Annotated in this window: 26 protein-coding genes; 21 read left to right on the top strand and 5 right to left on the bottom strand. The window is 60.8% G+C overall.

The window, feature by feature from the left end:
* Positions 1–413 precede the first annotated feature (413 nt).
* From M2397_RS11925 to M2397_RS11960, 8 genes are all read left to right on the top strand, one after another.
* Positions 414–1,082 (top strand): TetR/AcrR family transcriptional regulator, encoded by a 669-nt coding sequence (locus M2397_RS11925; RefSeq protein ID WP_027607814.1) that lies wholly within the window; start codon positions 414–416, stop codon positions 1,080–1,082.
* A gap of 114 nt (positions 1,083–1,196) precedes the next feature.
* Complete coding sequence (locus tag M2397_RS11930) at positions 1,197–2,165, top strand: GTP 3',8-cyclase MoaA (protein ID WP_145338695.1); 969 nt, start codon at positions 1,197–1,199, stop codon at positions 2,163–2,165.
* Positions 2,166–2,310: 145 nt separating this feature from the next.
* Positions 2,311–2,916: a DUF4823 domain-containing protein gene (locus tag M2397_RS11935; RefSeq protein WP_027607816.1), complete on the top strand. Its 606-nt coding sequence runs from the start codon at positions 2,311–2,313 to the stop codon at positions 2,914–2,916.
* Between the two features lie 16 nt (positions 2,917–2,932).
* Entirely contained in the window at positions 2,933–3,493 is a 561-nt protein-coding gene (locus tag M2397_RS11940) for a DUF1285 domain-containing protein (protein ID WP_131697753.1), read from the top strand.
* Positions 3,494–3,563: 70 nt separating this feature from the next.
* Positions 3,564–4,277: a GntR family transcriptional regulator gene (locus tag M2397_RS11945; protein ID WP_145338694.1), complete on the top strand. Its 714-nt coding sequence runs from the start codon at positions 3,564–3,566 to the stop codon at positions 4,275–4,277.
* Entirely contained in the window at positions 4,274–5,275 is a 1,002-nt protein-coding gene (locus tag M2397_RS11950) for an ADP-ribosylglycohydrolase family protein (RefSeq protein ID WP_131697751.1), read from the top strand. Before M2397_RS11945 ends, M2397_RS11950 begins: the two co-directional genes overlap by 4 nt.
* 77 nt (positions 5,276–5,352) lie before the next feature.
* On the top strand, positions 5,353–6,819 hold the full coding sequence (locus tag M2397_RS11955; protein WP_259243225.1) for a cytosine permease: 1,467 nt from the start codon (positions 5,353–5,355) through the stop codon (positions 6,817–6,819).
* Complete coding sequence (locus tag M2397_RS11960) at positions 6,812–7,729, top strand: PfkB family carbohydrate kinase (RefSeq protein WP_167656077.1); 918 nt, start codon at positions 6,812–6,814, stop codon at positions 7,727–7,729. Before M2397_RS11955 ends, M2397_RS11960 begins: the two co-directional genes overlap by 8 nt.
* A 59-nt stretch (positions 7,730–7,788) precedes the next feature.
* Here the strand turns inward: M2397_RS11960 and M2397_RS11965 are convergent, their stop codons facing one another.
* The 3 genes from M2397_RS11965 to M2397_RS11975 form a co-directional block, all read right to left on the bottom strand.
* Positions 7,789–8,055: a hypothetical protein gene (locus M2397_RS11965; RefSeq protein WP_167656076.1), complete on the bottom strand. Its 267-nt coding sequence runs from the start codon at positions 8,053–8,055 to the stop codon at positions 7,789–7,791.
* Positions 8,056–8,106: 51 nt separating this feature from the next.
* Positions 8,107–8,439: a hypothetical protein gene (locus tag M2397_RS11970; protein WP_131697748.1), complete on the bottom strand. Its 333-nt coding sequence runs from the start codon at positions 8,437–8,439 to the stop codon at positions 8,107–8,109.
* A gap of 85 nt (positions 8,440–8,524) precedes the next feature.
* Positions 8,525–9,721: an MFS transporter gene (locus tag M2397_RS11975; RefSeq protein WP_259243234.1), complete on the bottom strand. Its 1,197-nt coding sequence runs from the start codon at positions 9,719–9,721 to the stop codon at positions 8,525–8,527.
* 187 nt (positions 9,722–9,908) lie between these two features.
* Here M2397_RS11975 and M2397_RS11980 point away from each other — a divergent pair, with 187 nt between their 5' ends.
* From M2397_RS11980 to M2397_RS12005, 6 genes are all read left to right on the top strand, one after another.
* A complete protein-coding gene (locus M2397_RS11980; protein WP_027607824.1) occupies positions 9,909–10,388 on the top strand; it encodes a GNAT family N-acetyltransferase in 480 nt (159 codons plus the stop codon).
* Positions 10,389–10,626: 238 nt separating this feature from the next.
* Positions 10,627–11,448, top strand: coding sequence for an SDR family oxidoreductase (locus M2397_RS11985; RefSeq protein ID WP_131697746.1), 822 nt, complete (start codon positions 10,627–10,629; stop codon positions 11,446–11,448).
* Positions 11,449–11,485: 37 nt separating this feature from the next.
* On the top strand, positions 11,486–12,472 hold the full coding sequence (locus M2397_RS11990) for a substrate-binding domain-containing protein (protein ID WP_259243237.1): 987 nt from the start codon (positions 11,486–11,488) through the stop codon (positions 12,470–12,472).
* On the top strand, positions 12,469–13,968 hold the full coding sequence (gene araG / locus M2397_RS11995; RefSeq protein ID WP_259243239.1) for an L-arabinose ABC transporter ATP-binding protein AraG: 1,500 nt from the start codon (positions 12,469–12,471) through the stop codon (positions 13,966–13,968). Before M2397_RS11990 ends, araG begins: the two co-directional genes overlap by 4 nt.
* Positions 13,969–13,987: 19 nt before the next feature.
* Positions 13,988–14,953: an L-arabinose ABC transporter permease AraH gene (araH, locus tag M2397_RS12000; RefSeq protein ID WP_090400399.1), complete on the top strand. Its 966-nt coding sequence runs from the start codon at positions 13,988–13,990 to the stop codon at positions 14,951–14,953.
* 87 nt (positions 14,954–15,040) lie between these two features.
* Positions 15,041–15,844, top strand: a complete 804-nt coding sequence (locus M2397_RS12005) for an IclR family transcriptional regulator (protein ID WP_259243241.1) — start codon at positions 15,041–15,043, stop codon at positions 15,842–15,844.
* Here M2397_RS12005 and M2397_RS12010 read toward each other — a convergent pair whose 3' ends face one another.
* Positions 15,845–16,897, bottom strand: coding sequence for an NAD(P)-dependent alcohol dehydrogenase (locus tag M2397_RS12010; RefSeq protein ID WP_131699733.1), 1,053 nt, complete (start codon positions 16,895–16,897; stop codon positions 15,845–15,847).
* Positions 16,898–17,080: 183 nt separating this feature from the next.
* On the opposite strand from M2397_RS12010, the gene M2397_RS12015 reads away from it, so the two are divergent.
* Positions 17,081–17,974: an AraC family transcriptional regulator gene (locus M2397_RS12015; protein WP_131699732.1), complete on the top strand. Its 894-nt coding sequence runs from the start codon at positions 17,081–17,083 to the stop codon at positions 17,972–17,974.
* A 70-nt stretch (positions 17,975–18,044) separates the two neighbouring features.
* Here M2397_RS12015 and M2397_RS12020 read toward each other — a convergent pair whose 3' ends face one another.
* The gene (locus M2397_RS12020) at positions 18,045–19,709 is read right to left on the bottom strand and encodes an electron transfer flavoprotein-ubiquinone oxidoreductase (RefSeq protein WP_259243249.1); all 1,665 of its coding nucleotides are present in this window, start codon (positions 19,707–19,709) and stop codon (positions 18,045–18,047) included.
* Between the two features lie 533 nt (positions 19,710–20,242).
* Here M2397_RS12020 and M2397_RS12025 point away from each other — a divergent pair.
* The 6 genes from M2397_RS12025 (at position 20,243) to M2397_RS12050 (ending at position 25,717) form a co-directional block, all read left to right on the top strand.
* Positions 20,243–20,992: an electron transfer flavoprotein subunit beta/FixA family protein gene (locus tag M2397_RS12025; protein ID WP_065924817.1), complete on the top strand. Its 750-nt coding sequence runs from the start codon at positions 20,243–20,245 to the stop codon at positions 20,990–20,992.
* A gap of 2 nt (positions 20,993–20,994) precedes the next feature.
* The gene (locus M2397_RS12030) at positions 20,995–21,924 is read left to right on the top strand and encodes an electron transfer flavoprotein subunit alpha/FixB family protein (protein WP_167656074.1); all 930 of its coding nucleotides are present in this window, start codon (positions 20,995–20,997) and stop codon (positions 21,922–21,924) included.
* A gap of 82 nt (positions 21,925–22,006) precedes the next feature.
* Positions 22,007–22,822, top strand: coding sequence for an ABC transporter substrate-binding protein (locus tag M2397_RS12035; protein ID WP_131699729.1), 816 nt, complete (start codon positions 22,007–22,009; stop codon positions 22,820–22,822).
* Between the two features lie 9 nt (positions 22,823–22,831).
* The gene (locus M2397_RS12040; protein ID WP_131699728.1) at positions 22,832–23,194 is read left to right on the top strand and encodes a DUF4398 domain-containing protein; all 363 of its coding nucleotides are present in this window, start codon (positions 22,832–22,834) and stop codon (positions 23,192–23,194) included.
* Complete coding sequence (locus M2397_RS12045) at positions 23,191–24,006, top strand: OmpA family protein (RefSeq protein WP_131699727.1); 816 nt, start codon at positions 23,191–23,193, stop codon at positions 24,004–24,006. The genes M2397_RS12040 and M2397_RS12045 overlap by 4 nt, the downstream gene beginning before the upstream one ends.
* A 271-nt stretch (positions 24,007–24,277) precedes the next feature.
* Positions 24,278–25,717 (top strand): PLP-dependent aminotransferase family protein, encoded by a 1,440-nt coding sequence (locus tag M2397_RS12050; RefSeq protein ID WP_017527404.1) that lies wholly within the window; start codon positions 24,278–24,280, stop codon positions 25,715–25,717.
* Positions 25,718–25,762: the final 45 nt, after the last annotated feature.

Consider the following 25,762-nt stretch of genomic DNA (forward strand, 5'->3'; position numbering starts at 1 on the left):
TTCTGGGGGGTGAATCCGGGTTAAGACCATTAGGAGTAAAACAAGGGCACACAGTCCGTCGGTACCCAGGTCGGCGCTTCACTTGGGGGAGATGTCACGCCGACAGTTCAAGTATTGATCAGTATCTGATTCAGTCCAGTCACGACTGATCGTTTTTTAAACAGATTTGGAATACATGCGCTTCGCTTGAGTTCTCATTGGGCGGGTGCACGGGCGCAGTTGTTGCGTTTTATTTCTGACTGATAGGCATGAAATCGTTGGCGCTCTGAAAGTAAAGTGCAGGGCGGGTTCACATAGACGTTGCCCAACGACCGTTCAGTCGGGATAATCCCTCGCACTGGGTAAATCGTATCGCCATGTATTTGTGGCCCTGCGCAACCCTCCCTATTCCGACCTTTGCAGACCTCTTCCTCATGCACAAAGAACCCCGTAAGGTCCGTGAGTTTCGCCGCCGTGAGCAGGAAATTCTCGACACCGCACTCAAGTTGTTCCTCGAACAAGGCGAAGACAGCGTCACCGTCGAGATGATCGCGGATGCCGTGGGTATCGGCAAAGGCACGATCTACAAACACTTCAAGTCCAAGGCCGAGATCTACCTGCGCCTGATGCTCGACTATGAGCGCGACTTGAACGAGCTGCTGCATTCGGCCGATGTCGACAAGGACAAGGAAGCGCTGTCCCGTGCCTACTTCGAGTTCCGTATGCGCGACCCACAGCGCTACCGTCTGTTTGACCGCCTGGAAGAGAAGGTGGTCAAGGGCCATCAAGTGCCGGAGATGGTCGAGGAGCTGCACAAGATCCGCGCCTCGAACTTCGAACGCCTGACCCTGCTGATCAAGGGGCGCATCAGCGAAGGCAAGCTTGAAGACGTACCACCGTACTTCCACTACTGCGCTGCATGGGCCTTGGTGCACGGCGCCGTGGCGCTGTACCACTCGCCGTTCTGGAGCAATGTGCTGGAAGATCAGGAAGGCTTCTTCCAGTTCCTGATGGACATCGGTGTGCGCATGGGCAACAAGCGTAAACACAGCAGCGAGCCAGCACTGGTTGAAGCGGCCCCCGTCGAAACCCCAGCCACGTAACGATTTACTGCCAGGCGCAGTAACCCAGGAATATACTCAGGCAAGGATCTTGCTAAAAGCTGATTTATCAGTCAGTTTTCAGTGCGCCCGAATCTTCCTCTGCCGGAGTGATCCATGATCGTTGATCGTCAAGGCAGGCGTTTTCGCAATTTGCGGATCAGCCTGACCTCAGCCTGCAATTACGCGTGTACCTACTGCGTGCCGAACGGCAAGCGGCTGGTGGCTGCCCAGGACGAACTCTCGGCGGAGGCCATGGCCCGTGGCGTGGCCTACCTGATCGAAGCGGCGGGTATCGACCGCTTGCGCATCACCGGCGGCGAACCGCTGGTCAGCCCCAAGCTGGAAGCCTTCATGGGCGCAGTGGGCGGCATGGGCCTCAGCGATATCAGCCTGACCACCAACGGCCAGTTGCTGGCGCGCAAACTGCCGCTGCTGGTGGATGCCGGCATCCGCCGTATCAACGTCTCCCTTGACACCCTGGATGCCGATGCCTTTCGCAGCATCGCCCGTGGCGGCGACCTGGCCACCGTGCTCGATGGTATGGACCAGGCCCGCGCCGCCGGGATCAAGATCAAGGTCAACATGGTGCCGTTGCGCGGCCAGAACCTCGACCAGGTGATGCCGCTGCTCGACTACTGCCTGGAGCGTGGTTACGAGCTGCGTTTTATCGAGTTGATGCGCATGGGCCACCTGGCCAAGGACTCCAATGCATTCCTGCAGCAGTTCGTCAGCCTGCAACAACTGCTCAGCCTGATCGGCGAACATCACGAATACCTGCAAGCCAACGCTCCCGTGGATGCCACGGCGGTGCGCTACGAAGTGCCGGGCAAAGGCTTCTTTGGCGTGATCGCCAACGAAAGCGTGCCGTTCTGCCGTACCTGTTCACGGCTGCGGTTGTCGTCGACCGGCTGGCTGCATGGCTGCCTGTCGTCGAGCAACCGTCACTACGTCGGCGACCTGTTGGACAAGCCCCGCCACCAGGCGCTGCCGGCCCTGCAAGGCCTGCTGATGAAGGCCCTGGGCGACAAACAGGAAGTGGCCTTCTCCGGCGGCGCGACGGTCATGAAGATCATCGGCGGCTGACCCTATCCCCAAGATTACACATCACCCAATGTGGGAGGCGGCAAACCCCCTCCCACATTTAGTTCTGCGTTGTTTCCAAATGGCGCGGATTCTGCATCTCGTGGCCATTCGCCGGTTTTCCGTCACCGGCTTCTGGAGGATTAGGATGCGTAGTCTGGTTTTGTTGCTGGCGTCGTTGACGCTGAGTGGTTGCATGACCGTCAGCGATATGGCCGAAGGCACCCGTTATCAGATGAGCGACGCCGGGCTGCTGGACCACAGCGATACTCGTCGTACCGCCTCGGTGCGCATACAGCCGGATTCCTTTGTCTTTATTGCCCAGGGCGCCTTCGTACCGCCCGGCAGCGCCTACCCGCGGCCGAACGTGGTGGCCGAGGAAGCCTTCAACGGTTTCGTCGAATACTTCCCCATGGTGCGTCGCGCTCGTCAGCCGGAAGGCCTCGAGCAGGCGATGGCCGAAGCCCGTGCGGCGGGTGCCCACTACCTGCTGTACTGCCGCTTCGCCAAAGCCGATGACCGTATCGGCAACGCCGACGAATGGGCTGATCAAGAGGCGCTGGACCGGCTTGGCCTTGACAACGGGGTGATCCAGATCATGTTGATCGAGACCAGCACCCAGTATTTGATTGATACTGCACGTATTCGCAGTCGTGGCGGTTTACTGACGTTCCACGACAACAAGCCAGAAGATCTGATTGCCCGCCCCTTGGCGCAGTACGCCCGAGGCCTGCTGGGCATGGGCGATCAGTAACACCAAGGAGAACACCATGACCGATTCCGCCAAGGCCAACGATCTGTTGGCACAGTTGCCCAAGGGCAAGGGACCGGCGCCGGTGCATCTGTGGAACCCGGATTTCTGCGGCAATATCGACATGCGGATCGCCCGTGACGGCACCTGGTTCTATCAGGGCACGCCGATCGGGCGTAAGCCGATGGTCAAGTTGTTCTCCACTATTATCCGCCGCGACGGCGATGATTACTTCCTGATCACTCCCGTGGAAAAAGTCGGTATCACCGTCGATGATGCGCCGTTTGTCGCGGTTACTCTTGACGTCGAAGGGCAGGGCGAAAGCCAGGTATTGCGCTTCACCACCAACGTCGACGAACAGATTGAAGCCGATATTGAGCATCCACTGCGGGTGGTGATCGACCCTGTCACCCAAGAGCCGTCCCCCTATCTGCGCGTGCGTACCAACCTTGAAGCCCTGGTGCATCGCAATGTGTTCTACCAATTGGTGGAGTTGGCAGTGAGCCGTCCGATCAATGGACAGACCTGGCTTGGCGTATGGAGCGGCGGCGAATTTTTCCGCATTGGCCTGGAACCCTGAGCCCGATTTTTTCATCTCCCTGAAATAATTCGCTTGCTGCAAATGGCCGCTTTCGGTTATCAATTTGTACATGATTAGACATGTCCGCTTTGATAAGAAAAAACGCGTCGTCGACGAGCTCATCCGCCGTATCGAGGGTGGGGTGATGGCCGACGGTTTCCTGTTGCCGGGCGAGCATCAACTGGCTGAAGAGTTTGCGGTCAGCCGGGGCACGCTGCGTGAAGCCCTCGCCGAACTCAAAAGGCGCAATTACATCGCGACCCAGAGCGGCGTGGGCTCTATCGTCACGTTTGATGGCATCGCGCTCGATCAAACCAGCGGCTGGGCCCAGGCCCTGGCGGACACCGGGGCTCTGGTGACCACCGATATTCTGCGCCTGGAAGCGACGACGCGCTCCGATCTGTTCAGCCGGTTCGGCACCGACCAATTTATCGCCCTCGACCGCCGTCGACGGACGACTGATGGCACGGCCGTTTCCCTTGAGCGCTCGTTGATGCCCGCGTCCGGTGGCCTGGAAGGCCTGCCCCGCGTTGGCCTGATCGACAATTCCCTGACCATCACCCTGGCAGCCTACGGTTACGTCGGTGCCGAAGGTGACCAATGGATCGGCGCCGAGCCCCTTGGCGATGAAGACGCCGAGTTGCTTGGCCGCCCGGTGGGCACGGTGTTTCTCAAGGCCTCGCGCACCACCTACGATCGCCGCGAGCGCTTCATGGAGTACGTCGAAAGCCTGCTCGACCCTCTGCACTTTCGCCTGCACCTGCAGTTTGGATCTTCGAAATGACCCCGAATAGCCGCGCCCTCGGCGCTTTCTACGGTCTGGCGTTGGGCGATGCCCTGGGCATGCCCACCCAATCCCTGAGCCGTGAGCAAGTGCAACAGCGTTTCGGTGCCATTACCGGCCTGGAAGATGCCGACGCCGACCAACCCATCGCGCCCAATATGCCGGCGGGCTCCATCACCGATGACACCGAGCAAGCGATCCTGGTGGGTGAGCTGCTGGTCGAGGGCCAAGGCAAGATCGACCCCACCGTGCTTGCCCGGCGCCTGATCGATTGGGAAGCGGTGATGCGCGCCAAGGGCTCCCAGGATTTGCTCGGCCCCTCCACCAAGCGTGCAATCGACATGATCCTCAACGGCCATACCCCGGAAGAGTCCGGGCGCTACGGCACCACCAATGGCGCCGCCATGCGCATCACTCCCGTGGGGATCGCCGCCAATGTCAGCGACCCGGCGCGATTTATCCAGGCGGTGATCCAGGCCTGCCAGGTCACCCACAACACCACCCTGGGCATTTCCAGCGCAGCGGCAGTGGCGGCGGTGGTGTCCGCGGGCATCAACGGTGTGGACTTGGGTGAAGCCTTGAATATCGGCACCCAGGTGGCTCAACAGGCGGAAGGCCATGGCCATTGGATTGCCGGCGGGCGCATCTCCACCCGCATCAGTTGGGCACGCACCCTGAGCGTCGGCAGCGGCGACAAAGCCCTGTTCGCCGACCTGCTGTATGAATTGATCGGCACCTCCGTCGCCTCCCAGGAGTCGGTGGTGGTGTCATTTGCCCTCGCCCAGCAAGTGGCGGTGGGGGCCATGAACGCGTTCGAAGCCCTGTGCCTGGCCGCGAGCCTGGGCGGCGATACCGACACGATTGCCGCGATGCTCGGCGCGATGCTCGGTGCCTGCCTCGGCCTGCAGTGCTGGCCCGAATCGATGATCGAGCAGGTCAAGCAGGTCAATGGCCTGGATCTGCAGCCGCTGGTTCAAGGCTTGCTCGAATTGCGCTGAGTCAGGAAGACCGGGATACCGATTCAACTTGCATATCTGCCACAACCACAACAATACAGGCACCAGGAGCACGTCTCATGAGCAGTACTTCTTCCGGCCAAAGTGCCGGGCAATTGGAAACCCGCGGTATTGAACCGGTCCCTGAAGGCGAGTGCAACGGCCATCCGCTGCAACTGTTCTGGGTGTGGTTCGCCGCCAATATCAGCATCCTCGGCCTGCCCCTCGGCGCGACCCTTGTGGCGTTTCGCGGCCTGGCCATCTGGCAGGCAATTATCGTCGCGATCCTCGGCGCCGCCGGCTCTTTCGCCGTGGTGGGCATCATCTCCATCGCTGGCCGTCGCGGTCGTGCGCCCAGCCTGACCTTGTCCCGCGCCATCTTCGGCGTGCGCGGCAATATCGGCCCGACGCTGGTGTCGTTGATGTCGCGCCTGGGCTGGGAAACCGTCAACACCACCACGGCTGCCTTCGTGTTGCTGTCGTTGTGTTCGATTCTGTTCGGCTCTGCGGTCGAGGCGAAAAGCGCACCGGTCCTTACCCTGATATTCATCGGCATTTTTGTGTTGCTGACGTTGGCCGTTTCGGGCCTGGGCCACGCCACCTTGCTGGTGATCCAGAAGTGGGCCACCTACGTGTTCGGCGCCTTGAATATTCTGGTGGGCGGTTTCCTCTGTGCCACCATCGACTGGAGTGCAGTGTTCAATGCCACCCCGGCTCCCCTGAGCGCGATGATCATCGGCGTTGGCACCATGGCCGCCGGTACCGGTATCGGCTGGGCCAACGCCGGTGCCGACATGTCGCGCTACCAGCACCGCAGCGTCACAGCCGTGCGCCTGGTGGCGTCGGCGGCATTTGGTGCGGGCATTCCGCTGGTGCTGCTGATCACCCTCGGCGGCCTGCTGTCGGTGGGCAACAATGACCTGGCCTCGGCCACTGACCCGATCATTGCGATCCGCGACATGCTGCCGACCTGGATGGCGGTGCCGTACCTGATCACCGCGTTTGGCGGGCTGTTGCTGTCGAATAACCTGTCGGTGTATTCGGCCGGCCTGACCACCTTGACCCTCGGCCTGAAGGTTAAGCGCGTGCATGCGGTGATCGTCGACATCGTGGCGATCTTCGCAGGCTCCATTTATTTCATGCTGATCGCCGACAGTTTCTACGGCCCGTTCATCACCTTCATCTCGTTGCTGGCGGTGCCGATCACCGCGTGGGTCGGGATCTTCGTGGTCGACCTGATCCATCGTCATTACTACAGCCCCAAGGACCTGCTGGACGTGAGCCCAAGCAGCGCCTACTGGTATCGCGGCGGTGTGGAATGGCGTGCATTCGGCGCCTGGGCCGTGGCCATCGTGCTGGGTTTCAGCTTCACCACCATCGGCACCACCGCCGAGAACATCTGGTTCGCCGGGCCGTTGTCCGACTCCTGGCTTGGCCACAATGGCCTGGGCTGGATCGTCACCTTCCTGGTTGCCGGTGGGATTTATGCGGTACTGGGCGGCGCGGCTGACCGTCGTCCGGCGTTAGTCGAGAGTCCCAATGTCTAGATTGCTGCACACCGGCCAGGTCATCGTCGATCTGGTCATGGCCCTCGACACCTTGCCCGCGACCGGCGGCGACGTGCTGGCCAAGTCCGCCAGCTTCGAAGCCGGCGGGGGCTTCAATGTGATGGCGGCGGCGCGGCGCAATGGCTTGCCGGTGGTCTATCTGGGCCGTCACGGCGATGGCCGCTTCGGCGACCTGGCCCGCGCGGCGATGCAGGCCGAGGGCATTGAAATGGCCCTGGCGGCCAGCAGCGGAAAGGACACCGGTTTGTGCGTGTCCCTGACCGAGGCCACTACCGAGCGCACCTTTATTTCCCATATCGGCGCCGAGGGTGAACTGAGTGCCGAGGACCTGGCCAATGTTGTGCCGCATCCGGATGACTATGTGTATGTCAGTGGCTACAGCCTGCTTCTGGAGGGTAAGGCCCAGCCACTGATCGACTGGCTGCTGGCATTGCCCCGGGAAATCGCGGTGGTGTTCGACCCGGGCCCGTTGGTCAAGGCACCGGATTCGCCCCTGATGCGTGCGCTGTTGCCACGTATCGATATCTGGACCAGCAATGGTCCTGAAGCCTTGGCGTTCACTGGCACGGCAGACATTGCAGCAGCGTTGCCGGCGCTCAGCCAGCACCTGCGCGCCGAGACGCTATTGGTGGTGCGTGACGGACCGAATGGCTGCTGGGTGGGACGTGCGGGTCAGATCGAGCATGTACCCGGCTTCAAGGTGCAGGCGGTGGACAGCAATGGCGCGGGGGATGCACATGCAGGGGTGTTTATTGCGGGATTGGCGGGTGGTTTGAAACCTGCCGCGGCAGCACAGCGGGCGAACGCCGCGGCAGCTCTGGCGGTGACACGGTGGGGGCCGGCAACTTCCCCAGGCGCCGCCGAAGTCGACGCATTACTCACAGAATAAACGCGGGCAAAAATGTGGGAGCGAGCAAGCCCACTCCCACATCTGGTTTTGCACGAGTGCTACTGGCGTGTCTCACCTTCGAGCTTGCGCGCCTCGTCCACACCCGACGATGTCAACTTGATCGGCAAATTCAGTGAGTACTCACCGGCATCGTCGGTGGTCACATGCCCATCCTTGATGAGCCCGCGGTCCTGCAGAAATGCCAATACACTGGCAACCTCTTTTTCGCCACGGTAGTTGTCCAGCACTTCCTTGCCCAAGCCTTGCGGATGGGCGTGCAGCAGGCGGGTGAGGACTTCTTTCTCAAGGTTTCTATCGACGTTCATGCGTACCTCTTCACAGGGAAATGGTCGGGTGTCGGTGTTGCTATCGATGGATCAAGGTGCAGGCTGTTTCGGCGCGCCAGGGACGTTCGAGTCGTCGCCCTTGTTGATATTGGGTTGATTGATCGCCGGGCCCATTTTGCCGTTGCCGACGGCAGGCGGTGCCTGGCGTTGGGTGTCATTGCCCTGGGTACGAGGGTCAGCACCGGGTTGGATAATCGCACCGCCATTGGTGTCGAGGCCGGTACCCATGGATTTCTGGGACTCAGTGGTGGCGTCAGGTGTTGGATCGGTCGGTCCGGTGGACGAGCTGGCAGCAAAGGCGCTCAGCGACGCGGCAGACAACAGACCCGAGAGGGCGAGGGCAGCAAACGTGGAATGCTTCATGAGGGTTTCTCCCTAGGATTAATGTCCTTACCCTTTATTGGTCAGCCGCCGTTTGCGGATCGTGCCTTGAGGACGACGAACGGTATCAACCCACCTGTAAGATTTTATGTGACGCTGCTTGGCGCCAAGCCAGGCGCGCCAGGCTGATCAACCAATTGCCCAAGGCCACGGCCAGCACGCTGAGCATCAGCGCCGGGAGGCCGAAATCGACGATGATCCAGCCCGCCAGCCACGGAAAGCCGAATACCCCGACAAAATACGCCAGGCTAAACAACAGCAGTGCCTGGGACGTAGTGCCGGCGGGTGCCTCGTTGGCCACCAGCCCGTTGATCACCGAATACGTCAGGCCATAACCGACGCCCAAGGTCACGGCCGCCAACAGGTAGCTGGCGTTGCCGCTGACCCCAAAGGCAAACAGCAGGATCGACCCCAGCATCACGCCGGAGAGCACACAGGCGCTCACATAGGCATCACGCTTGACCACGTAGCCGGCTATCAGCAGGCGACTGGAAATGGCCGCACTCACGAACCCTGTGAAGAACAGCGAATAATCCAGGCTGTGGGCCGCTGCGTAGCTGGTCTGGAACGAAGACAAACCACCAAACACGCACCCTCCGAGGCCCACCATGACAATCGCAAACACGGCCCGTGAAGACAGCACGCGGTAACACGCTCCCCAGGATATTTTCGACACCGGCGCCATTGCGTGGCGCTTGAGCGCCGTGCCCAATTGCCAGAACACCAGCACCCCGACCAGGCTGGCCAGCGCGGCGATGTAGAAGGCGCTGGTCAGGGGCAGGTCCAGCGCATTGGCGGCGCGTCCCAGCAAAGGCCCCGCACCGATGCCGCTCATCATGCTGCCCGACAGCAACGCAAAATATTTGGCCCGTTGCCGGGGCTCTACCAGCATGGCCACGATGATCGGGCCCAAGGTATAGAACACGCCCCAGCCAAGCCCCAGGGAAAACCCGAACAGCATCAGGCCCTCGCCAAATCCCGGCATCAACGCAAAACCCAGGCACGCCACCACCAGCAATACACCCATCCCCGCAACGGCCCGCGCCGCCCCCAACGCATCGGCCAAATGACCGGAAAGCAGCACCGCGACAAAAGTGCTGAGCATCGCGGCGCAGATCACGCTGCCGGCGTCGTGTTCGTTGCCACCGCGTGCATGAATCAGCAATGACAACAGAAAGGTCGAGCCGTAGGACAGCGACAGCAGGAAGCTGGCAAGGCAGAACAGGGCAAACAGCTGGGTGCTCACCGGGGACTTGGAGTGCATGGGGCCGCCTGTAGGTGGTTGGATTTATGGTCCCTTGTTTAACATGTACGCTGATTGGGTTTGTTCTGTGGTTGCTGGTCCTTGCATTACTGCTGGCCGGAGTAACGTGGCAACCCACGAAATTGCACTGCAACCAGTCATCAAAGCGCCTTAATATGTGTGCTTTGAAATTGCCCAAGGCTCGCCCATGACCATCGAGATTCGCCCCGCCGTGCCCAGCGATGCTGCGCAAATCCTGACTTTCATCACTGAGTTGGCCGAGTACGAAAAAGCCCGGCATGAAGTGATCGCCAGCGTGGTGGACATCCAGCGCAGCCTGTTCAGCGAGGGCGCCACCGCCCATGGCCTGATCTGCTCGCGGGATGGCTTGCCGATTGGTTTTGCGGTGTTCTTTTTCAGCTATTCCACGTGGCTGGGCAGCAACTGCCTGTACCTCGAAGACCTGTACATCAACCCGGAACAACGTGGCGGCGGGGCGGGCAAGAAGTTGTTGCGCCACTTGGCGAAGATTGCCTTTGATAACGGTTGCGCGCGCTTCGAATGGAGCGTGCTGGACTGGAACGAGCCGGCGATTGCCTTCTACAAATCCATCGGCGCCCAGCCGCAGGAGGAGTGGGTGCGCTATCGCATGGAAGGTGATGCGCTGCGAGACTTCGCCCTTGGCTGAGGCCACCGTTTTGAAAGCACTGTAGATCAAATGTGGGAGGGGGCTTGCTCCCGATAGCGGCACGTCAGCTACAGAAAGGCTGACTGATTCACCGCTATCGGGAGCAAGCCCCCTCCCACATTATTTTTTGATTTTGCTCACTATGTGGGATGCAAATTTATATATTGAGATATTTCAAATGATGGGTTTATAGTCCTCTGCATCAGCACTCACTGCCAAAAATAAAACAGGTGAAGCGATGCAGGCTCAACCGTTGTCATTACCCGCCGTGCCCGAGCCAACCTACGGCGAGCGGCTGAAGAACAAGGTGGTGATCATCACCGGCGCCGCTCAGGGCATTGGTGAGGCGATCGTCGCGTGTTTCCAGGCCCAGCAGGCACGCCTGGTGATCGCTGATATACAGGGCGAAAAGGTCGAGAAAGTCGCCGCCCACTGGCGCGAACGCGGCGCCGAGATCTACGCGCAATCGGTCGATATCACCTCCAAAGAGCAATGGCTGGCGCTGGTCAATGTGGCCATTGAGCGCTTCGGCCGGGTGGATGTACTGGTCAACTGCGCCGGGGTCAACGTGTTCCGCGACCCGTTGGAGATGAGCGACGAAGACTGGCGTCGTTGCTTCGCCATCGACCTCGACGGCGCCTGGTACGGCTGCCGCACGGTGCTGCCGCACATGATCGAGCAGGGCATCGGCAACATCATCAATATCGCCTCCACCCATTCCAGCCACATCATTCCCGGCTGCTTCCCTTACCCCGTGGCCAAGCACGGCCTGCTCGGCCTTACCCGCGCCCTGGGTATCGAATACGCGCCCAAGGGCATTCGCGTGAATGCCATCGCCCCGGGCTATATCGAAACCCAGCTCAACGTCGACTACTGGAACGGTTTCCCTGACCCCCACGCCGAGCGCCAGCGCGCGTTCGACCTGCACCCACCCAAGCGCATCGGCCAGCCCATCGAGGTGGCGATGACGGCGCTGTTCCTGGCGACCGACGAGGCGCCCTTTATCAATGCCACCTGCCTGATGATCGATGGCGGGCGGTCTGTGATGTACCACGACTAGAACTTGCCACTCCCAATAACAACAAGAGGTGCCGTTCATGAAAAAAGGAATACGCGTACTGGCAGCTGCCGCCGTGCTCAGCGGCCTCAGTACTTTCGCATTTGCCGAGGAAGTGAAGATCGGCTTCCTGGTCAAACAGGCCGAGGAACCGTGGTTCCAGACTGAATGGGCCTTTGCCGAAAAAGCCGGCAAGGAACATGGCTTTACCGTGATCAAGATCGCCGTGCCCGATGGCGAGAAAACCCTCTCGGCCATCGACAGCCTGGCCGCCAACGGCGCCAAGGGCTTTGTGATCTGCCCGCCGGATGTGTCCCTGGGCCCGGCCATCGTCGCCAAGGCCAAGGCCAACGGCTTGAAAGTGATTGCCGTGGATGACCGCTTTGTCGACGCCAAGGGCAACTTCATGGAGGACGTGCCGTACCTGGGCATGGCCGCGTTTGAAGTGGGCCAGAAGCAAGGCGCGGCCATGGCTGCCGAGGCGAAAAAACGCGGTTGGGACTGGAAGGACACCTACGCGGTGATCAACACCTTCAATGAACTCGACACCGGCAAGAAACGCACCGACGGCTCGATCAAATCCCTCGAAGAAGCCGGCATTCCCAAGGACCATATCCTCACCGCCGCGTTGAAAACCCTCGACGTTCCCGGCAGCATGGACGCCACCAACTCGGCCCTGGTCAAGCTGCCCAGCGGCGCGAAAAACCTGATCATCGGCGGCATGAACGACAACACCGTGCTCGGCGGCGTGCGCGCCACCGAAAGCGCCGGTTTCGCGGCGGCCAATGTGGTCGGTATCGGCATCAATGGCACCGACGCCATCGGCGAATTGAAGAAAGCCAACAGCGGCTTCTTCGGCTCGATGCTGCCAAGCCCGCACATCGAGGGCTACAACACCGCGCTGATGATGTACGAGTGGGTCACCAAGGGCACCGAACCGCCGAAGTACACCGCCATGGATGAAGTGACCCTGATCACCCGCGCCAACTTCCAGGAAGAACTGACCAAGATCGGGCTGTGGAAATGACCGCTGCGGCCCTGAGTTTCGAGGGGATCGGCAAGACCTTTCCCGGGGTCAAGGCGCTGGACGGCATCAGCTTCACCGCCCATCCGGGGCAGGTGCACGCCTTGATGGGCGAGAACGGCGCGGGCAAGTCGACGCTGCTGAAGATATTGGGCGGTGCCTATATCCCCAGCAGCGGCAGCGTGCAGATCGGCGCGCAGACCATGGCGTTCAAATGCGCCGCCGACAGCATCGCCAGCGGCGTGGCGGTGATTCACCAGGAGCTGCATCTGGTGCCGGAAATGACCGTCGCCGAAAACCTGTTCCTCGGGCATTTGCCATCGCGCTTCGGCGTGGTCAACCGGGGCCTGCTGCGCAAGCAGGCCCTGGCTTGTCTCAAGGGCCTGGCGGATGAAATCGACCCCGAGGAAAAACTCGGCCGCCTGTCCCTGGGCCAGCGCCAACTGGTGGAAATCGCCAAGGCGCTGTCCCGTGGCGCCCATGTGATCGCCTTCGACGAACCGACCAGCAGCCTGTCGGCGCGGGAGATCGACCGGCTGATGGCGATCATCACGCGCCTGCGGGACGAGGGCAAAGTGGTGCTCTACGTCTCGCACCGCATGGAAGAGGTGTTCCGCATCTGCAACGCGGTCACGGTGTTCAAGGACGGCCGCTACGTGCGTACCTTTGACGACATGAGTGCGTTGACCCACGACCAATTGGTGACCTGCATGGTCGGTCGCGACATCCAGGACATCTACGACTACCGCCTGCGTGAGCACGGCGAGGTGGCGCTCAAGGTGGACGGTTTGTTGGGCCCGGGTTTGCGTGAACCGATCAGTTTTGAGGTGCGCAAAGGCGAAATCCTTGGCCTGTTCGGTTTGGTGGGGGCAGGGCGCACGGAGTTGTTCCGTTTGCTCAGCGGTTTGGAGCGCGCCAGCGCCGGCAGCCTGGAGTTATGTGGGGAGGCCCTGCAACTGCGCTCACCCCGCGACGCCATCGCCGCCGGTGTGCTGCTGTGCCCGGAAGACCGCAAGAAGGAAGGCATCATTCCGCTGTCCAGCGTCGCCGAGAACATCAATATCAGCGCGCGTGGAGCCCACTCTTCGTTCGGCTGGCTGCTGCGCGATGGCTGGGAGAAGGGCAATGCCGACCAGCAGATCAAGGCAATGAAAGTCAAAACCCCGACCGCCGCGCAAAAGATCATGTACCTGTCCGGCGGCAACCAGCAGAAAGCCATTCTTGGCCGCTGGCTGTCGATGCCCATGAAGGTGCTGCTGCTGGATGAGCCGACGCGTGGCATCGACATCGGCGCCAAGTCGGAGATCTACCAGATCATTCATAACCTGGCCGCCAGCGGCATTGCGGTGATCGTGGTGTCCAGTGACCTGATGGAAGTGATGGGCATCTCCGATCGCATCCTGGTGATGAGCGAAGGCGCACTGACCGGCGAACTGAGCCGCGATCAAGCGGATGAAGCACGCCTGCTGCAACTGGCACTCCCGCGTTCGCGGGCTTAAAGAATAAGAGGGTGTAGGCATGTCTCAGGTAAAAACTGCAAAGGGCTTCTGGCCGGGTTTCAACCAGCGCAAGTTTCTCGATGACTGGGTGATGCTGTTGGCGGCATTGGGCATCTTTGTGCTCAGCGCACTGTTTATCGACAACTTCCTCTCGCCGTTGAACATGCGCGGCCTGGGCCTGGCGATTTCCACCGTGGGCATCGCCGCCTGCACCATGCTGTTCTGCCTGGCGTCGGGGCACTTCGACTTGTCGGTGGGCTCGGTCATCGCCTGCGCCGGTGTAGTGGCCGGGATCGTGATTCGCGACACCGACAGTGTGGTGCTGGGTGTCTCGGCCGCATTGGCCATGGGCCTGGTCGTCGGGCTGATCAACGGCATTGTCATCGCCAAACTGCGTATCAATGCGTTGATCGCGACGTTGGCGACCATGCAGATCGTACGCGGCCTGGCCTACATCTTCTCCAACGGCAAAGCGGTGGGGGTGATGAACGAGGATTTCTTTGTGTTCGGCAACGGCCAACTGTTGGGCGTGCCGGTGCCGATCATCATCACCGTGCTGTGCTTTGTGTTCTTCGGCTGGCTGCTCAACTACACCACTTATGGGCGCAACACCATGGCGATCGGGGGAAACCAGGAAGCCGCGTTGCTCGCCGGGGTGAACGTTGATCGCACCAAGATCATCATCTTTGCCGTGCACGGTTTGATCGGTGCCTTGGCCGGTGTGATCCTCGCCTCGCGCATGACCTCGGGCCAGCCGATGATCGGCCAGGGGTTCGAGCTGACGGTGATTTCTGCCTGCGTGCTGGGCGGGGTGTCGCTGAGCGGCGGCATCGGTATGATCCGCCACGTGATTGCAGGTGTGCTGATCCTGGCGATCATCGAGAACGCGATGAACCTGAAGAACATCGACACCTTCTACCAGTACGTGATTCGCGGTTCGATCCTGTTGCTGGCAGTCATCATCGACCGTATGAAGCAGCGCTAAACCGAACACCACCCACCTTTGGATCTCCACTGTATTGAGGGACGGTATTTGCCATAATGCCCCCGCTTTCATACCTATAGGCCCGATATGCAGGAAAACGCCCACACCCCCGTCAAAGACGCAGCCCCCACCGGCACCCAGACCCTGCTGCGTGGCCTGGGCGTCGTGCAGGCGGTGGCGGCCGGTGCGCGGGATCTGAAAGAGATCGCCAAGCGCATCGGCACCACCCGCAGCACCACGCACCGCCTGGCCAGTTGTCTGGTGGAGGAGCGTTACCTGCGCGTGGTGCCGCAAGTCGGTTACCTGTTGGGGCCGAAGTTGATCGAGCTGGGGTTTCAGGCGCGCGAAGAGCTGCCGTTGGTGACCCTGGCGGTGCCGTACCTGGATGAGTTGTCGGCATTGACCGGCGACACCATTCACTTGGCCATTCGCGAATACGACGACGTGCTTTACCTGCACAAGAACCCTGGCCGCAACGGCCCGGAAATGCGTTCGCGGGTCGGCCATCGCATGCCGTTGGCACGCACGGGCGTGGGCAAGGCGATGCTGCTGGATGACTCGGTGCAAGAGTGGCAGCGCTTGTACGAGACCAGCCTGCCGGCGGGTGGGAAAAACCTGCAATGGCCGCAGCATCCAGAACAGTCCTGGGCGCAGTTCGAGCAGCGCATGCGTGAGTATGTGGTGGGGGGTTATGCGTTCGACCTGGAAGACAACGAACCATCGATCCGTTGCGTAGCGGCACCGGTGCGCGATGCCAGCCGACGAATCGTCGCCGGCATCAGCATCGCCAGTACCGTGCCCTACATGCCGCTGGAGAAAATGGCCGAGCTGATCCCAGTGATCAAACAGGTCGCAGCGCGGCTGTCAGCGGAGTTGGGCGCAAAAGACTGATCAGACCTTCAAGGTCGCCATGTCGATGACAAAGCGGTACTTCACATCACCGGCGATCATGCGGGTGTAGGCCTCGTTGATCTGGCGGATATCGAGCATTTCGATGTCGCAGGTGATGCCATGTTCGGCACAGAAATCCAGGACTTCCTGGGTTTCGGCAATACCGCCGATCAAGGAACCGGCGAGCACTTTACGCCCCAATACCAGCTTGGCGGCGTTGACCGGTGGGTCCACGGGCTCGATCAGGCCAACCAGGATGTGCACGCCATCAAAGCGCAGCACGTCGAGGTAGGGGTTCAGGTCGTGCTGCACCGGAATGGTGTCGAGCAGGAAGTCGAAGCTGCCGGCGGCGGCTTTCATCTGTTCGGCATCGGTGGACACGATCACATGGTCGGCACCCTGGCGGCGGCCTTCTTCAGCCTTGCTCGCCGAGCGGGTGAACAGTGTCACTTCCGCGCCCATGGCCTTGGCGAACTTGATGCCCATATGGCCCAGGCCACCCATGCCGAGAATCCCGACTTTGTCGCCAGCCTTGACGCCGTAGTGCTTGAGCGGCGAATAGGTGGTGATGCCCGCGCACAGGATCGGCGCAGCGCTGGCCAGGTCGAGCTTGGCCGGGATCTTCACCACAAAGTGCTCGCTGACCACGATACTGTCGGAGTAGCCGCCCATGGTGTTGCTGCCATCGACGCGGTCCGGTGTGGCGTAGGTCATGGTCGGGCCTTCGAGGCAATATTGCTCCAGATCCGATTTGCACGCTTCGCAATGGCGGCACGAATCGACCATGCAGCCGACGCCGACGAGGTCGCCGACTTTATGCGCGGTCACGCTGGCACCGACGGCAGTGACCTTGCCGACGATCTCGTGGCCCGGCATCAGCGGGTACACGGCGATGCCCCATTCGTTACGGGCCTGGTGGATGTCGGAGTGGCACACGCCGCAGTAGAGAATCTCGATGGCCACGTCATCGGCGCGCGGGCTGCGGCGTTCAAACGACATGGGGGCGAGGGGAGTGGTGGCCGACTGGGCGGCATAACCGATGGCGGTATACATGGAAAAAAACCTCGCAAAAGCACTGACAGATGAGGCGGGCCATTCTCCCCACCACCCCCTGAAACGGCCATGGTGATTGCTCCGAGTCTCATGCCTATTCGTCCGGCAGTGCCCCTTGTTTGGATTCATTGGTCGCCAGACCTGCGATGATGCTCTCATCCCTTTTTCGCGAAGTTTTTTGCCATGCTGTTGACCCGCCATCTTGATGCCAACGCCACGCTGGTTTCCCTGATCGAGGGGCTGACGTCCCGCGACGGTTTCTCCCCGACCCACCTGCCGGGCGTGCAAGTACTGCGTGCCAGTTGCGACGTAGCGCGCGGCCCGCAGATCTACGAGCCGAGCCTGATGTTCGTGGCCCAAGGCAGCAAGGTCGCCTACCTGGGCCCGCGTACGCTGGAGTATGGCGCCGGGCACTACCTGATCCAGGCGATGCCGGTGCCGTTCGAGTGCGAGACATTCGCCATGGCGCCCGGTGCGCCGCTGCTGGGGGTGACTGTGGGCATTGACCGCGTGGTGCTGGGTGAATTGGTGATCGCCATGGGCATGCAGGCCGGGCCGCCGCCGACCGCGCAAACCCTGGAGTCAATGAGTTCGGTGGTCCTGGATGACACCATGCGCGGCTGCGTCGAGCGGCTGCTGCAGTGCCTGCACGATCCACTGGAAAGCCGGATCATGGGCCCGGCGCGGGTGCGCGAATTGTTGTTCACCGCCTTGCGCGGCCCCCAGGCCGATGTGCTGCGTGCGTTGGTGGAACAGCAAGGGCAGTTCTCGCGAATCGCCACGTCGTTGAACCACCTGCATGCCCATTACGCCGAGCCGCTGAATATCGAGACGTTGGCGGGGTATGCGCATATGAGTGCGTCGACGTTTCACGAGCATTTCAAACGCTGCACGTTGTTGTCGCCGGTGCAGTACTTGAAGCGTTTGCGCTTGCTCAAGGCTCAGCAGTTGCTGCTGGTGGAAGGCATGGGCGTCGCGCAGGCGGCGCACAGCGTGGGGTACCAGAGTACGTCGCAGTTCAGTCGCGAGTACAAGCGCTACTTCGAGCGCAACCCTGGCGAAGAGCGGGCTGCATAGTCATTTCAGGCAAAAGCACAATCCAAATGTGGGCCATAAAAAAGGCTCCCATTTGGGAGCCTCGTTTGCGTTACATATTCGGGTAAGTCGGCCCGCCCGCACCTTCCGGTGTGACCCACGTGATGTTCTGCGAAGGGTCCTTGATGTCACAGGTCTTGCAGTGCACGCAGTTCTGGGCGTTGATCTGGAAGCGCTTCTCGCCGTCTTCCTTGGTGATCACTTCATACACGCCGGCCGGGCAGTAGCGCTGCGCCGGTTCATCGTAGAGCGGCAGGTTGGTGCCGATCGGGATGCTTGGGTCTTTCAACTTCAAGTGGCACGGCTGCTCTTCTTCGTGGTTGGTACCGGAGATGAACACCGAGCTCAACTTGTCGAAGCTCAACTTGCCGTCGGGTTTCGGGTAGTCGATTTTCTGGCTGTCTTTGGCCAGCTTCAGGCAGGCGTAGTCCGGCTTGGTATCGTGCAGGGTGAACGGCATCTTGCCGCCGAGGATGTTCTGGTCGAACCAGTTGAAGCCGGCGCCGATGATCGGGCCGAACTTGTGCATGGCCGGGCCGAAGTTGCGGCTGGCGAACAGTTCTTCGTAGAGCCAGCTGGCTTTGAAGCTGTCGACGTAGTTGGTCAGCTCATCGCCGCCTTCGGAGTCGGCAAACAGGCGCTCGGCCACGGCATCGGCAGCGAGCATGCCAGACTTCATCGCGGTGTGGCTGCCCTTGATCTTGGCCACGTTCATGGTGCCCAGGTCGCAGCCGATGAGCGCGCCGCCCTTGAAGACCATCTTCGGCAACGAGTTGATGCCGCCCTTGGCCAGGGCGCGTGCGCCGTAGCTGATGCGCTTGCCGCCTTCCAGGTACTGGGCCAGCACCGGGTGGTGCTTGAGGCGCTGGAACTCGTCGAACGGCGACAGGAAGGTGTTGCTGTAGGATAGGTCGACGATCAGGCCGACGACCACCTGGTTGTTTTCCAGGTGATAGAGGAACGAGCCACCGGTGTTCTCGTTGCTCATGATGTCCAGCGGCCAACCGGCGGTGTGTACCACCAGGCCTGGCTGATGCTTGGCCGGGTCGATTTCCCAGATTTCCTTGAGGCCGATGCCGTAGTGCTGGGCGTCGGCGTCGCTGTCCAGGTTGAAACGCTGGATCAACTGCTTGCCGATATGCCCACGGCAGCCTTCGGCGAACAGCGTGTACTTGCCACGCAGTTCCATGCCCGGGGTGTAGACGCCTTCTTTTGGCTGGCCTTCACGGTCAACGCCGAGGTCGCCGGTGATGATCCCGCGCACTACGCCGTTTTCATCGAACAGCGCTTCCTGGGCGGCGAAGCCTGGGTAGACTTCCACGCCCAGGTTTTCGGCCTGCTGGGCCAGCCAGCGGCACAGGTTACCGAGGGAGATGATGTAGTTGCCTTCGTTGTGCATGGTCTTGGGCACAAAGAAGTCAGGCACCTTGGTGGAGATCTCGCTGCTGCGCAGCACATAGATGTCATCGCGCACCACGGGGGTGTTGAGCGGGGCGCCGAGTTCCTTCCAGTCCGGGAACAGTTCGTTCAGGGCACGTGGTTCAAACACGGCACCGGAAAGGATGTGTGCGCCCACTTCGGAGCCTTTCTCGACCACGCAGACGCTGATTTCCTTACCGGCTTCGGCGGCCTTCTGCTTCAGTCGGCAGGCGGCAGACAGGCCCGCCGGGCCAGCGCCGACGATGACCACGTCGAATTCCATGTATTCGCGTTCCACAGGCTATCTCCTACTCAAGGCTCAACAGGCTTTTTTTCTAATGGGTGGAGGTTCGGTGTCGTGTCCGTCATCGCCGTGCGCAACGGCAGGGGATGACCCACCTGTCTCTCTAGGTGGCGCATTATATATAGACCACTGTCAGCGTCCAATACAAACGTTTGTTTGAATTGCCCGCAGGCTAGGTAAATCAAAGCAACGCGGCTTATGACTGGCCATTTTGCCGTATTGACCAGAATAGGCGTTCCGGTCAATATACGGTCGGTTTTGCACAGACCGTAGGCAGACTGTAGGTTTCAAGAGCACGTCCAAAAGCACGGCAAAGGCAAAACAGGTGACGCGCGTTTAATTGATAGCGCGCAGTTTACACGCCGCGATAAAGAATGACCTCCCAGTCACCACTGACGAACGGTCATCATTTCCCGTGAGCAAGGTCATTCGCCGCCGTTTTTGGAGGTGCCCTTGTGTGCCGATGAGCATCAACCGCCAGGTTCGCCTAGGCGACTTTCTTTTCACCGGAGAGTAACGAGGAATCCATGAAGGTTCTTGTAGCTGTCAAACGCGTTGTCGATTACAACGTGAAAGTTCGCGTCAAGGCGGACAATTCCGGCGTCGACCTTGCTAACGTCAAGATGTCGATGAACCCTTTCTGTGAAATCGCCGTGGAAGAAGCCGTACGCCTGAAAGAGAAAGGCGTGGCGACTGAAATCGTTGTGGTTTCCATCGGCCCGACCACTGCTCAAGAGCAGCTGCGTACCGCCCTGGCACTGGGTGCCGACCGCGCTATCCTGGTCGAGTCCGCTGAAGAGCTGACCTCCCTGGCCGTGGCCAAGTTGCTCAAAGCTGTTGTCGACAAGGAACAGCCTCAGCTGGTGATCCTCGGCAAACAGGCGATCGACAGCGACAACAACCAGACTGGCCAGATGCTGGCTGCACTGACCGGTTATGGCCAGGGCACCTTCGCTTCGAAAGTCGAAGTGAGCGGCGACAACGTTGCCGTGACCCGTGAAATCGACGGCGGCGCGCAGACGGTTTCCCTGAAACTGCCGGCCATCGTCACCACCGACCTGCGTTTGAACGAGCCGCGCTACGCGTCCCTGCCAAACATCATGAAAGCCAAGAAGAAGCCTCTCGAAGTGCTGACTCCGGATGCTTTGGGCGTTTCCACCGCCTCCACCAACAAGACCGTCAAAGTCGAAGCGCCGGCTGCACGCAGCGCAGGCATCAAGGTCAAGTCCGTGGCTGAACTGGTCGAGAAACTGAAAAACGAAGCGAAGGTAATCTAAAAATGACTATCTTGGTAATCGCTGAACACGACAACAAGGTGCTGGCCCCGGCCACCCTGAACACTGTTGCTGCTGCCGCTAAAATCGGTGGCGACATCCACGTACTGGTCGCCGGTCAAGGCGCTGGCGCCGTGGCTGAAGCCGCAGCCAAAGTCGCTGGCGTGAGCAAAGTACTGCTGGCCGACAACGCCGCTTACGCTCACCAACTGCCGGAAAACGTCGCCCCTCTGGTAGCAGAGCTCGGCGCTGGCTACAGCCACATCCTGGCTGCCGCCACCTCCAACGGCAAAAACATCCTGCCGCGCGTTGCCGCACAGCTGGACGTTGACCAGATCTCCGAAATCGTTTCGGTAGAAAGCGCCGACACCTTCAAGCGTCCGATTTACGCCGGTAACGCCATCGCTACCGTGCAATCGACTGCTGCCGTCAAAGTCATCACCGTGCGTGCCACCGGTTTCGATCCGGTTGCCGCTGAAGGTGGTTCGGCTGCCGTTGAAGCCGTTGCTGCGGCACACGACGCTGGCACGTCCAGCTTTGTCGGCGAAGAGCTGGCCAAGTCGGACCGTCCTGAGCTGACCGCTGCCAAGATCGTCGTTTCCGGCGGCCGTGGCATGCAGAACGGTGACAACTTCAAGCACCTGTACGCCCTGGCCGACAAGCTCGGCGCTGCGGTCGGCGCCTCCCGCGCGGCCGTCGACGCAGGCTTCGTACCCAACGACATGCAGGTCGGCCAGACCGGCAAGATCGTTGCGCCACAGCTGTACATCGCCGTCGGTATCTCCGGCGCGATCCAGCACTTGGCCGGTATGAAAGACTCCAAAGTGATCGTCGCGATCAACAAGGACGAAGAAGCACCGATCTTCCAGGTGGCTGATTACGGCCTGGTGGCGGACTTGTTCGAAGCCGTACCTGAGTTGGAGAAGCTGGTCTAATCCAGCCGCTTCACTTATAAAGAGCCCGGTCTTGTGACCGGGTTTTTTTTGCCTGGCTTTTTTGAACACCGGAGAAACCGCCATGGAACTGCGCCCCTGGGCCGTACTGCTGGGACTTACGCTGCTGCCGAGCCTGACCCTGGCCGCCGGCAAATGTGATCGCCTGGTGATCACCGGCAGCCCGGACGCACCGCCGCTGCTGTGGCGCGATCCCCAAGACCCGACGCACCTGATCGGCGCCACCGCCGACGTATTGCAGCAGGTAGCCAAGGATCTTGGGTTGAAAATCGACCTGCTCTACGGTGGCAAGCGCTCCCAGGCCCTGGACGAAGTGCGCAGCGGGCGCATGGACATCCTCGCCGATGCACCGCTGAACCTTGGTGAGCTGGAAACCCTCGACTACATCCACCCGGAGCTGGTGCAGCTCGATTATCTGGTCTGGACCCGCAAGGATTCGGCCCTGGCCTACACCACGGCGGCCGACCTGCATGGTCACAAGGGCGCGGTGTCGGAACGTGCGCGCTTGAGCCGCGACTTTGAAACCTTCGCCGCCCAGCAACTGACCCTGCAACGCCTGCCCACGTTGACCCCGGCCTTTCAGAAACTGCTGCTGGGGGAAGTGGACTACGTGCTGGCCGGGCGTTACTCCGGCATGGCCATGGCCCAGACCCTGGGCATGAGCAATGACCTGGTAGCCCGCGATGTGCCCGTCGATCAGCCCGGCCTGTACCTGGCGATTTCCCATAACTCGGCCTGCAATGATCCCTGGCTGCGCGGACAGCTGGCCAAAAAGATGACAGAATTGCGCGGGTCTGGTGTGACGGAAGCCGCGTTGCAGCGCAATCTGGAGCGTTGGAAAGCGCAATTGCAACAACCCGTCGGCACCCCAACAAAGTAGGGATTTTCAGTGACTCTTCGACCTTTTTTCGCGGCCCTCGCCGTTGTCGCTCTGGCGGGATGTGCAGCCGATCCTGCGCCGAATGAACAAATTCGTCTTACCCAGCAAGCCCTGGTACAAGCCAACGCCGTGGGCGCCAGCGCCGATGAATCACCCGAACTTAAACTGGCCGAGGACAAATTCGCCCGGGCCAAGGCCGACATGGCCGAGCAATCCTACAAGGACGCGCGCATGCAGGCCGAACAGGCCGAGCTGGATGCGCGCCTGGCCGAAGCCCAAGTACTGACCCGCAAGAGCCAGGAACAACTGAACGTGCTCAACACCCGCATCACGCGCCTGCGCAAGCAATTGCAGCTGGGAGAAGCCCAATGAACCCGATGATCCGTGGTCTGGGGTGTGCTGTGCTGTTGGGCAGTGCGGCACTCGGCGGTTGTGCCAGCCACCCCAATGGCGAACAGGCCTTGCAACAGGCGGGCAGTGACTTCCAGAAGGTCAAGGAAGACGCCAACGTGCTGCGTATCGCACCCAAGGACGTCATCCGCGCCGGTGAATCCCTGGCACGGGCCGACCGCTTGTCCAGCTACTGGGGCAGCGGTGCCGACGTGGTGCATTACGCCTACCTGAGCCAGCGCTACAGCGCCATTGCCCGCGAACACACCGAGCAGGCACTCAACGAAGAACGTGCTGCCAAGCTCGAACTGGAACGCCAGCGCCTGCAATTGGCCCTGCGTGAAAGCAAGCTGATCAGCGTGCAGCAGCAGGGTAAATGGCTCGAAGAACAGATCGCCAGCCTGACCACCACCCAGACTGATCGTGGCCTGGTGATGACCCTGGGCGACGTGCTGTTCGATACCGGTGAAGCGGAGTTGAAAAACTCGGCCAATCGCACCGTGTTGAAAATCGTGCAGTTCCTGCAACTGAACCCCAAGCGTGTGGTGCGCATCGAGGGGTACGCCGACAATACGGGCGGTCAGCAGGAAAACCTCAAACTGTCCCGTGATCGTGCGCAATCGGTGGCCGATGTGCTGGTGGATCTGGGGATCGACGAAAAACGCATCCAGGTTGAGGGCTACGGCGACCAGTACCCGGTGGAAGCCAACGCCTCCGAACGTGGCCGCGCGCAGAATCGTCGCGTGGAAATAGTGTTCTCCGACGAAAAAGGCCAACTGGGCGCCGCGCGCTAACGCCTAGCACAGATCAAAAGTGTGGGAGGGGGCTTGCCCCCGATAGCGGTGGTTCAGTCAATATTTTGGGTGACTGACACTCCGTCATCGGGGGCAAGCCCCCTCCCACATTTTTCTGCACACCCCTGAAAATTCTATCCGCCACCCTTACAGTTTTTGCTATCACTGCCAGCCGCGCTCGACTATTGTGGCAACTGTCCCCGTACACTTCTAAACTGTGCCGGTATGTTTCACACAAAAATAAAATACCCGTGAAATCGAGTGCTGCGTCATGACCAATCTGTTGCTTTACCAACGTATCGCCCAGCAACTGGCTGAGGATATCCGTCGCGGTGTCTATCAACCGGGTGAGCGCGTGCCTTCGGTGCGCAAGATGAGCTCCCAGCTCAATGTCAGCCACGCCACGGTATTGCAGGCTTATGCCAACCTGGAAGACCAGGGGCTGATCCGGGCGCGGCCGCAGTCCGGTTACTACGTGCACCAGACGCCAGCGCTGACGGCGCCGACGCCGGACATCGCGCGGGTCGAGCGCCCTGGGTTGGTCACCCGCAGCAGCATTATCCAGCAGGTATTGGGCGAGTCGCGCCGCGAAGGCGTATTCCCGTTGGGCGCCGCCGTGCCGAGCGTCGATTATTTGCCGGTACGGGCGCTGCACCAGCAATTGGCCAAGGTCACGCGCTTCCAGAGCCCACGCGCTTTCAGCTACATGTTCAGCCCCGGTTTCGAGCCGCTGCGCCGTCAGGTGGCGATTCGCATGCGTGACGCCGGCGTAGTGGTGGACCCTTCCGAAGTAGTGATCACCCATGGCTGTGTTGATGCATTGCAGATGTCCCTGCGGGTGCTGACACGCCCCGGCGACTTGATCGCGGCTGAATCACCGACCTATTACGGCTTGCTGCAACTGGCCGACCTGCTGGGCCTCAAGGTCATCGAGATCCCCAGCGACCCGTCTACCGGCATGAGCCTGGAAGCCTTGCAACTGGCGGCCAATCAATGGTCGATCAAGGCCCTGGTGCTGACCACCCGCCTGAGCAACCCCCTGGGCGGCACCATGCCCGAGGAACGGCAGAAACAGTTGCTGCGCCTGGCGTCGGATTTCGATATCCAGATTGTCGAAGACGATATTTACGGCGAACTGATGTTCGAACTCGGCCGCACCAAGGCCCTTAAGGCCTACGACCGCCTCGACCGGGTCATCTATTGCTCAAGTTTCTCCAAGACCTTGTCGCCGGGTGTGCGCATCGGCTGGATGATCGCCGGCAAGTACCAGCAGGAAATCCAGCGCCTGCAAATGTTCAGCACCCACTCGGCATGCAGCGTCACCCAGATGGGCGTGGCGGCGTACCTGGAGAACGGTGGCTACGATCGGCACCTGCGTTACATTCGCCAGGAATACCGCAAGAATCTCAGCGCCTTCCAACTGGCGGTGCAGCAGTATTTCCCGGAAGGCACCCAGATGACCCGTCCGACGGGCGGCTTTATCTTGTGGGTCAGTTTGCCTGGGCGGGTCAATACTCAGGAACTGCACGTGCGTGCCCTGCAACAGGGCATCAGCATTGCGCCGGGGTTGATCTTCAGCAACACCGAGCAGTTCAACCACTGTATTCGCCTTAACTGCGGCACACCGTGGAACCGCGAAGCAGAGCGCGCGCTGATGACCCTGGGGATGCTGGCCAGCCAGTTATGCCAGGAAACCGCAGCCGGCTTTTGAGGTGTCGAAAAGGGACAACGCCGATGGCTGGCTGATCACCGTGCT

This window comes from Pseudomonas sp. BIGb0381, assembly GCF_024809815.1.
Taxonomy (GTDB): Bacteria; Pseudomonadota; Gammaproteobacteria; order Pseudomonadales; family Pseudomonadaceae; genus Aquipseudomonas.

Coding starts and splice junctions, on each gene's coding strand:
- M2397_RS12025 (WP_065924817.1), top strand. CDS start 20,243: ATGAAGGTTCTTGTAGCTGTCAAACGCGTTGTCGATTACAACGTGAAA.
- M2397_RS12030 (WP_167656074.1), top strand. CDS start 20,995: ATGACTATCTTGGTAATCGCTGAACACGACAACAAGGTGCTGGCCCCG.
- M2397_RS12050 (WP_017527404.1), top strand. CDS start 24,278: ATGACCAATCTGTTGCTTTACCAACGTATCGCCCAGCAACTGGCTGAG.
- M2397_RS12015 (WP_131699732.1), top strand. CDS start 17,081: ATGCTGTTGACCCGCCATCTTGATGCCAACGCCACGCTGGTTTCCCTG.
- M2397_RS11955 (WP_259243225.1), top strand. CDS start 5,353: ATGAGCAGTACTTCTTCCGGCCAAAGTGCCGGGCAATTGGAAACCCGC.
- M2397_RS11940 (WP_131697753.1), top strand. CDS start 2,933: ATGACCGATTCCGCCAAGGCCAACGATCTGTTGGCACAGTTGCCCAAG.
- araG (WP_259243239.1), top strand. CDS start 12,469: ATGACCGCTGCGGCCCTGAGTTTCGAGGGGATCGGCAAGACCTTTCCC.
- M2397_RS11935 (WP_027607816.1), top strand. CDS start 2,311: ATGCGTAGTCTGGTTTTGTTGCTGGCGTCGTTGACGCTGAGTGGTTGC.
- M2397_RS11950 (WP_131697751.1), top strand. CDS start 4,274: ATGACCCCGAATAGCCGCGCCCTCGGCGCTTTCTACGGTCTGGCGTTG.
- M2397_RS12045 (WP_131699727.1), top strand. CDS start 23,191: ATGAACCCGATGATCCGTGGTCTGGGGTGTGCTGTGCTGTTGGGCAGT.
- M2397_RS11990 (WP_259243237.1), top strand. CDS start 11,486: ATGAAAAAAGGAATACGCGTACTGGCAGCTGCCGCCGTGCTCAGCGGC.
- M2397_RS11970 (WP_131697748.1), bottom strand. CDS start 8,439: ATGAAGCATTCCACGTTTGCTGCCCTCGCCCTCTCGGGTCTGTTGTCT.
- araH (WP_090400399.1), top strand. CDS start 13,988: ATGTCTCAGGTAAAAACTGCAAAGGGCTTCTGGCCGGGTTTCAACCAG.
- M2397_RS11945 (WP_145338694.1), top strand. CDS start 3,564: ATGATTAGACATGTCCGCTTTGATAAGAAAAAACGCGTCGTCGACGAG.
- M2397_RS11925 (WP_027607814.1), top strand. CDS start 414: ATGCACAAAGAACCCCGTAAGGTCCGTGAGTTTCGCCGCCGTGAGCAG.
- M2397_RS12035 (WP_131699729.1), top strand. CDS start 22,007: ATGGAACTGCGCCCCTGGGCCGTACTGCTGGGACTTACGCTGCTGCCG.
- M2397_RS12005 (WP_259243241.1), top strand. CDS start 15,041: ATGCAGGAAAACGCCCACACCCCCGTCAAAGACGCAGCCCCCACCGGC.
- M2397_RS12010 (WP_131699733.1), bottom strand. CDS start 16,897: ATGTATACCGCCATCGGTTATGCCGCCCAGTCGGCCACCACTCCCCTC.
- M2397_RS11975 (WP_259243234.1), bottom strand. CDS start 9,721: ATGCACTCCAAGTCCCCGGTGAGCACCCAGCTGTTTGCCCTGTTCTGC.
- M2397_RS11960 (WP_167656077.1), top strand. CDS start 6,812: ATGTCTAGATTGCTGCACACCGGCCAGGTCATCGTCGATCTGGTCATG.
- M2397_RS11980 (WP_027607824.1), top strand. CDS start 9,909: ATGACCATCGAGATTCGCCCCGCCGTGCCCAGCGATGCTGCGCAAATC.
- M2397_RS11985 (WP_131697746.1), top strand. CDS start 10,627: ATGCAGGCTCAACCGTTGTCATTACCCGCCGTGCCCGAGCCAACCTAC.
- M2397_RS11930 (WP_145338695.1), top strand. CDS start 1,197: ATGATCGTTGATCGTCAAGGCAGGCGTTTTCGCAATTTGCGGATCAGC.
- M2397_RS11965 (WP_167656076.1), bottom strand. CDS start 8,055: ATGAACGTCGATAGAAACCTTGAGAAAGAAGTCCTCACCCGCCTGCTG.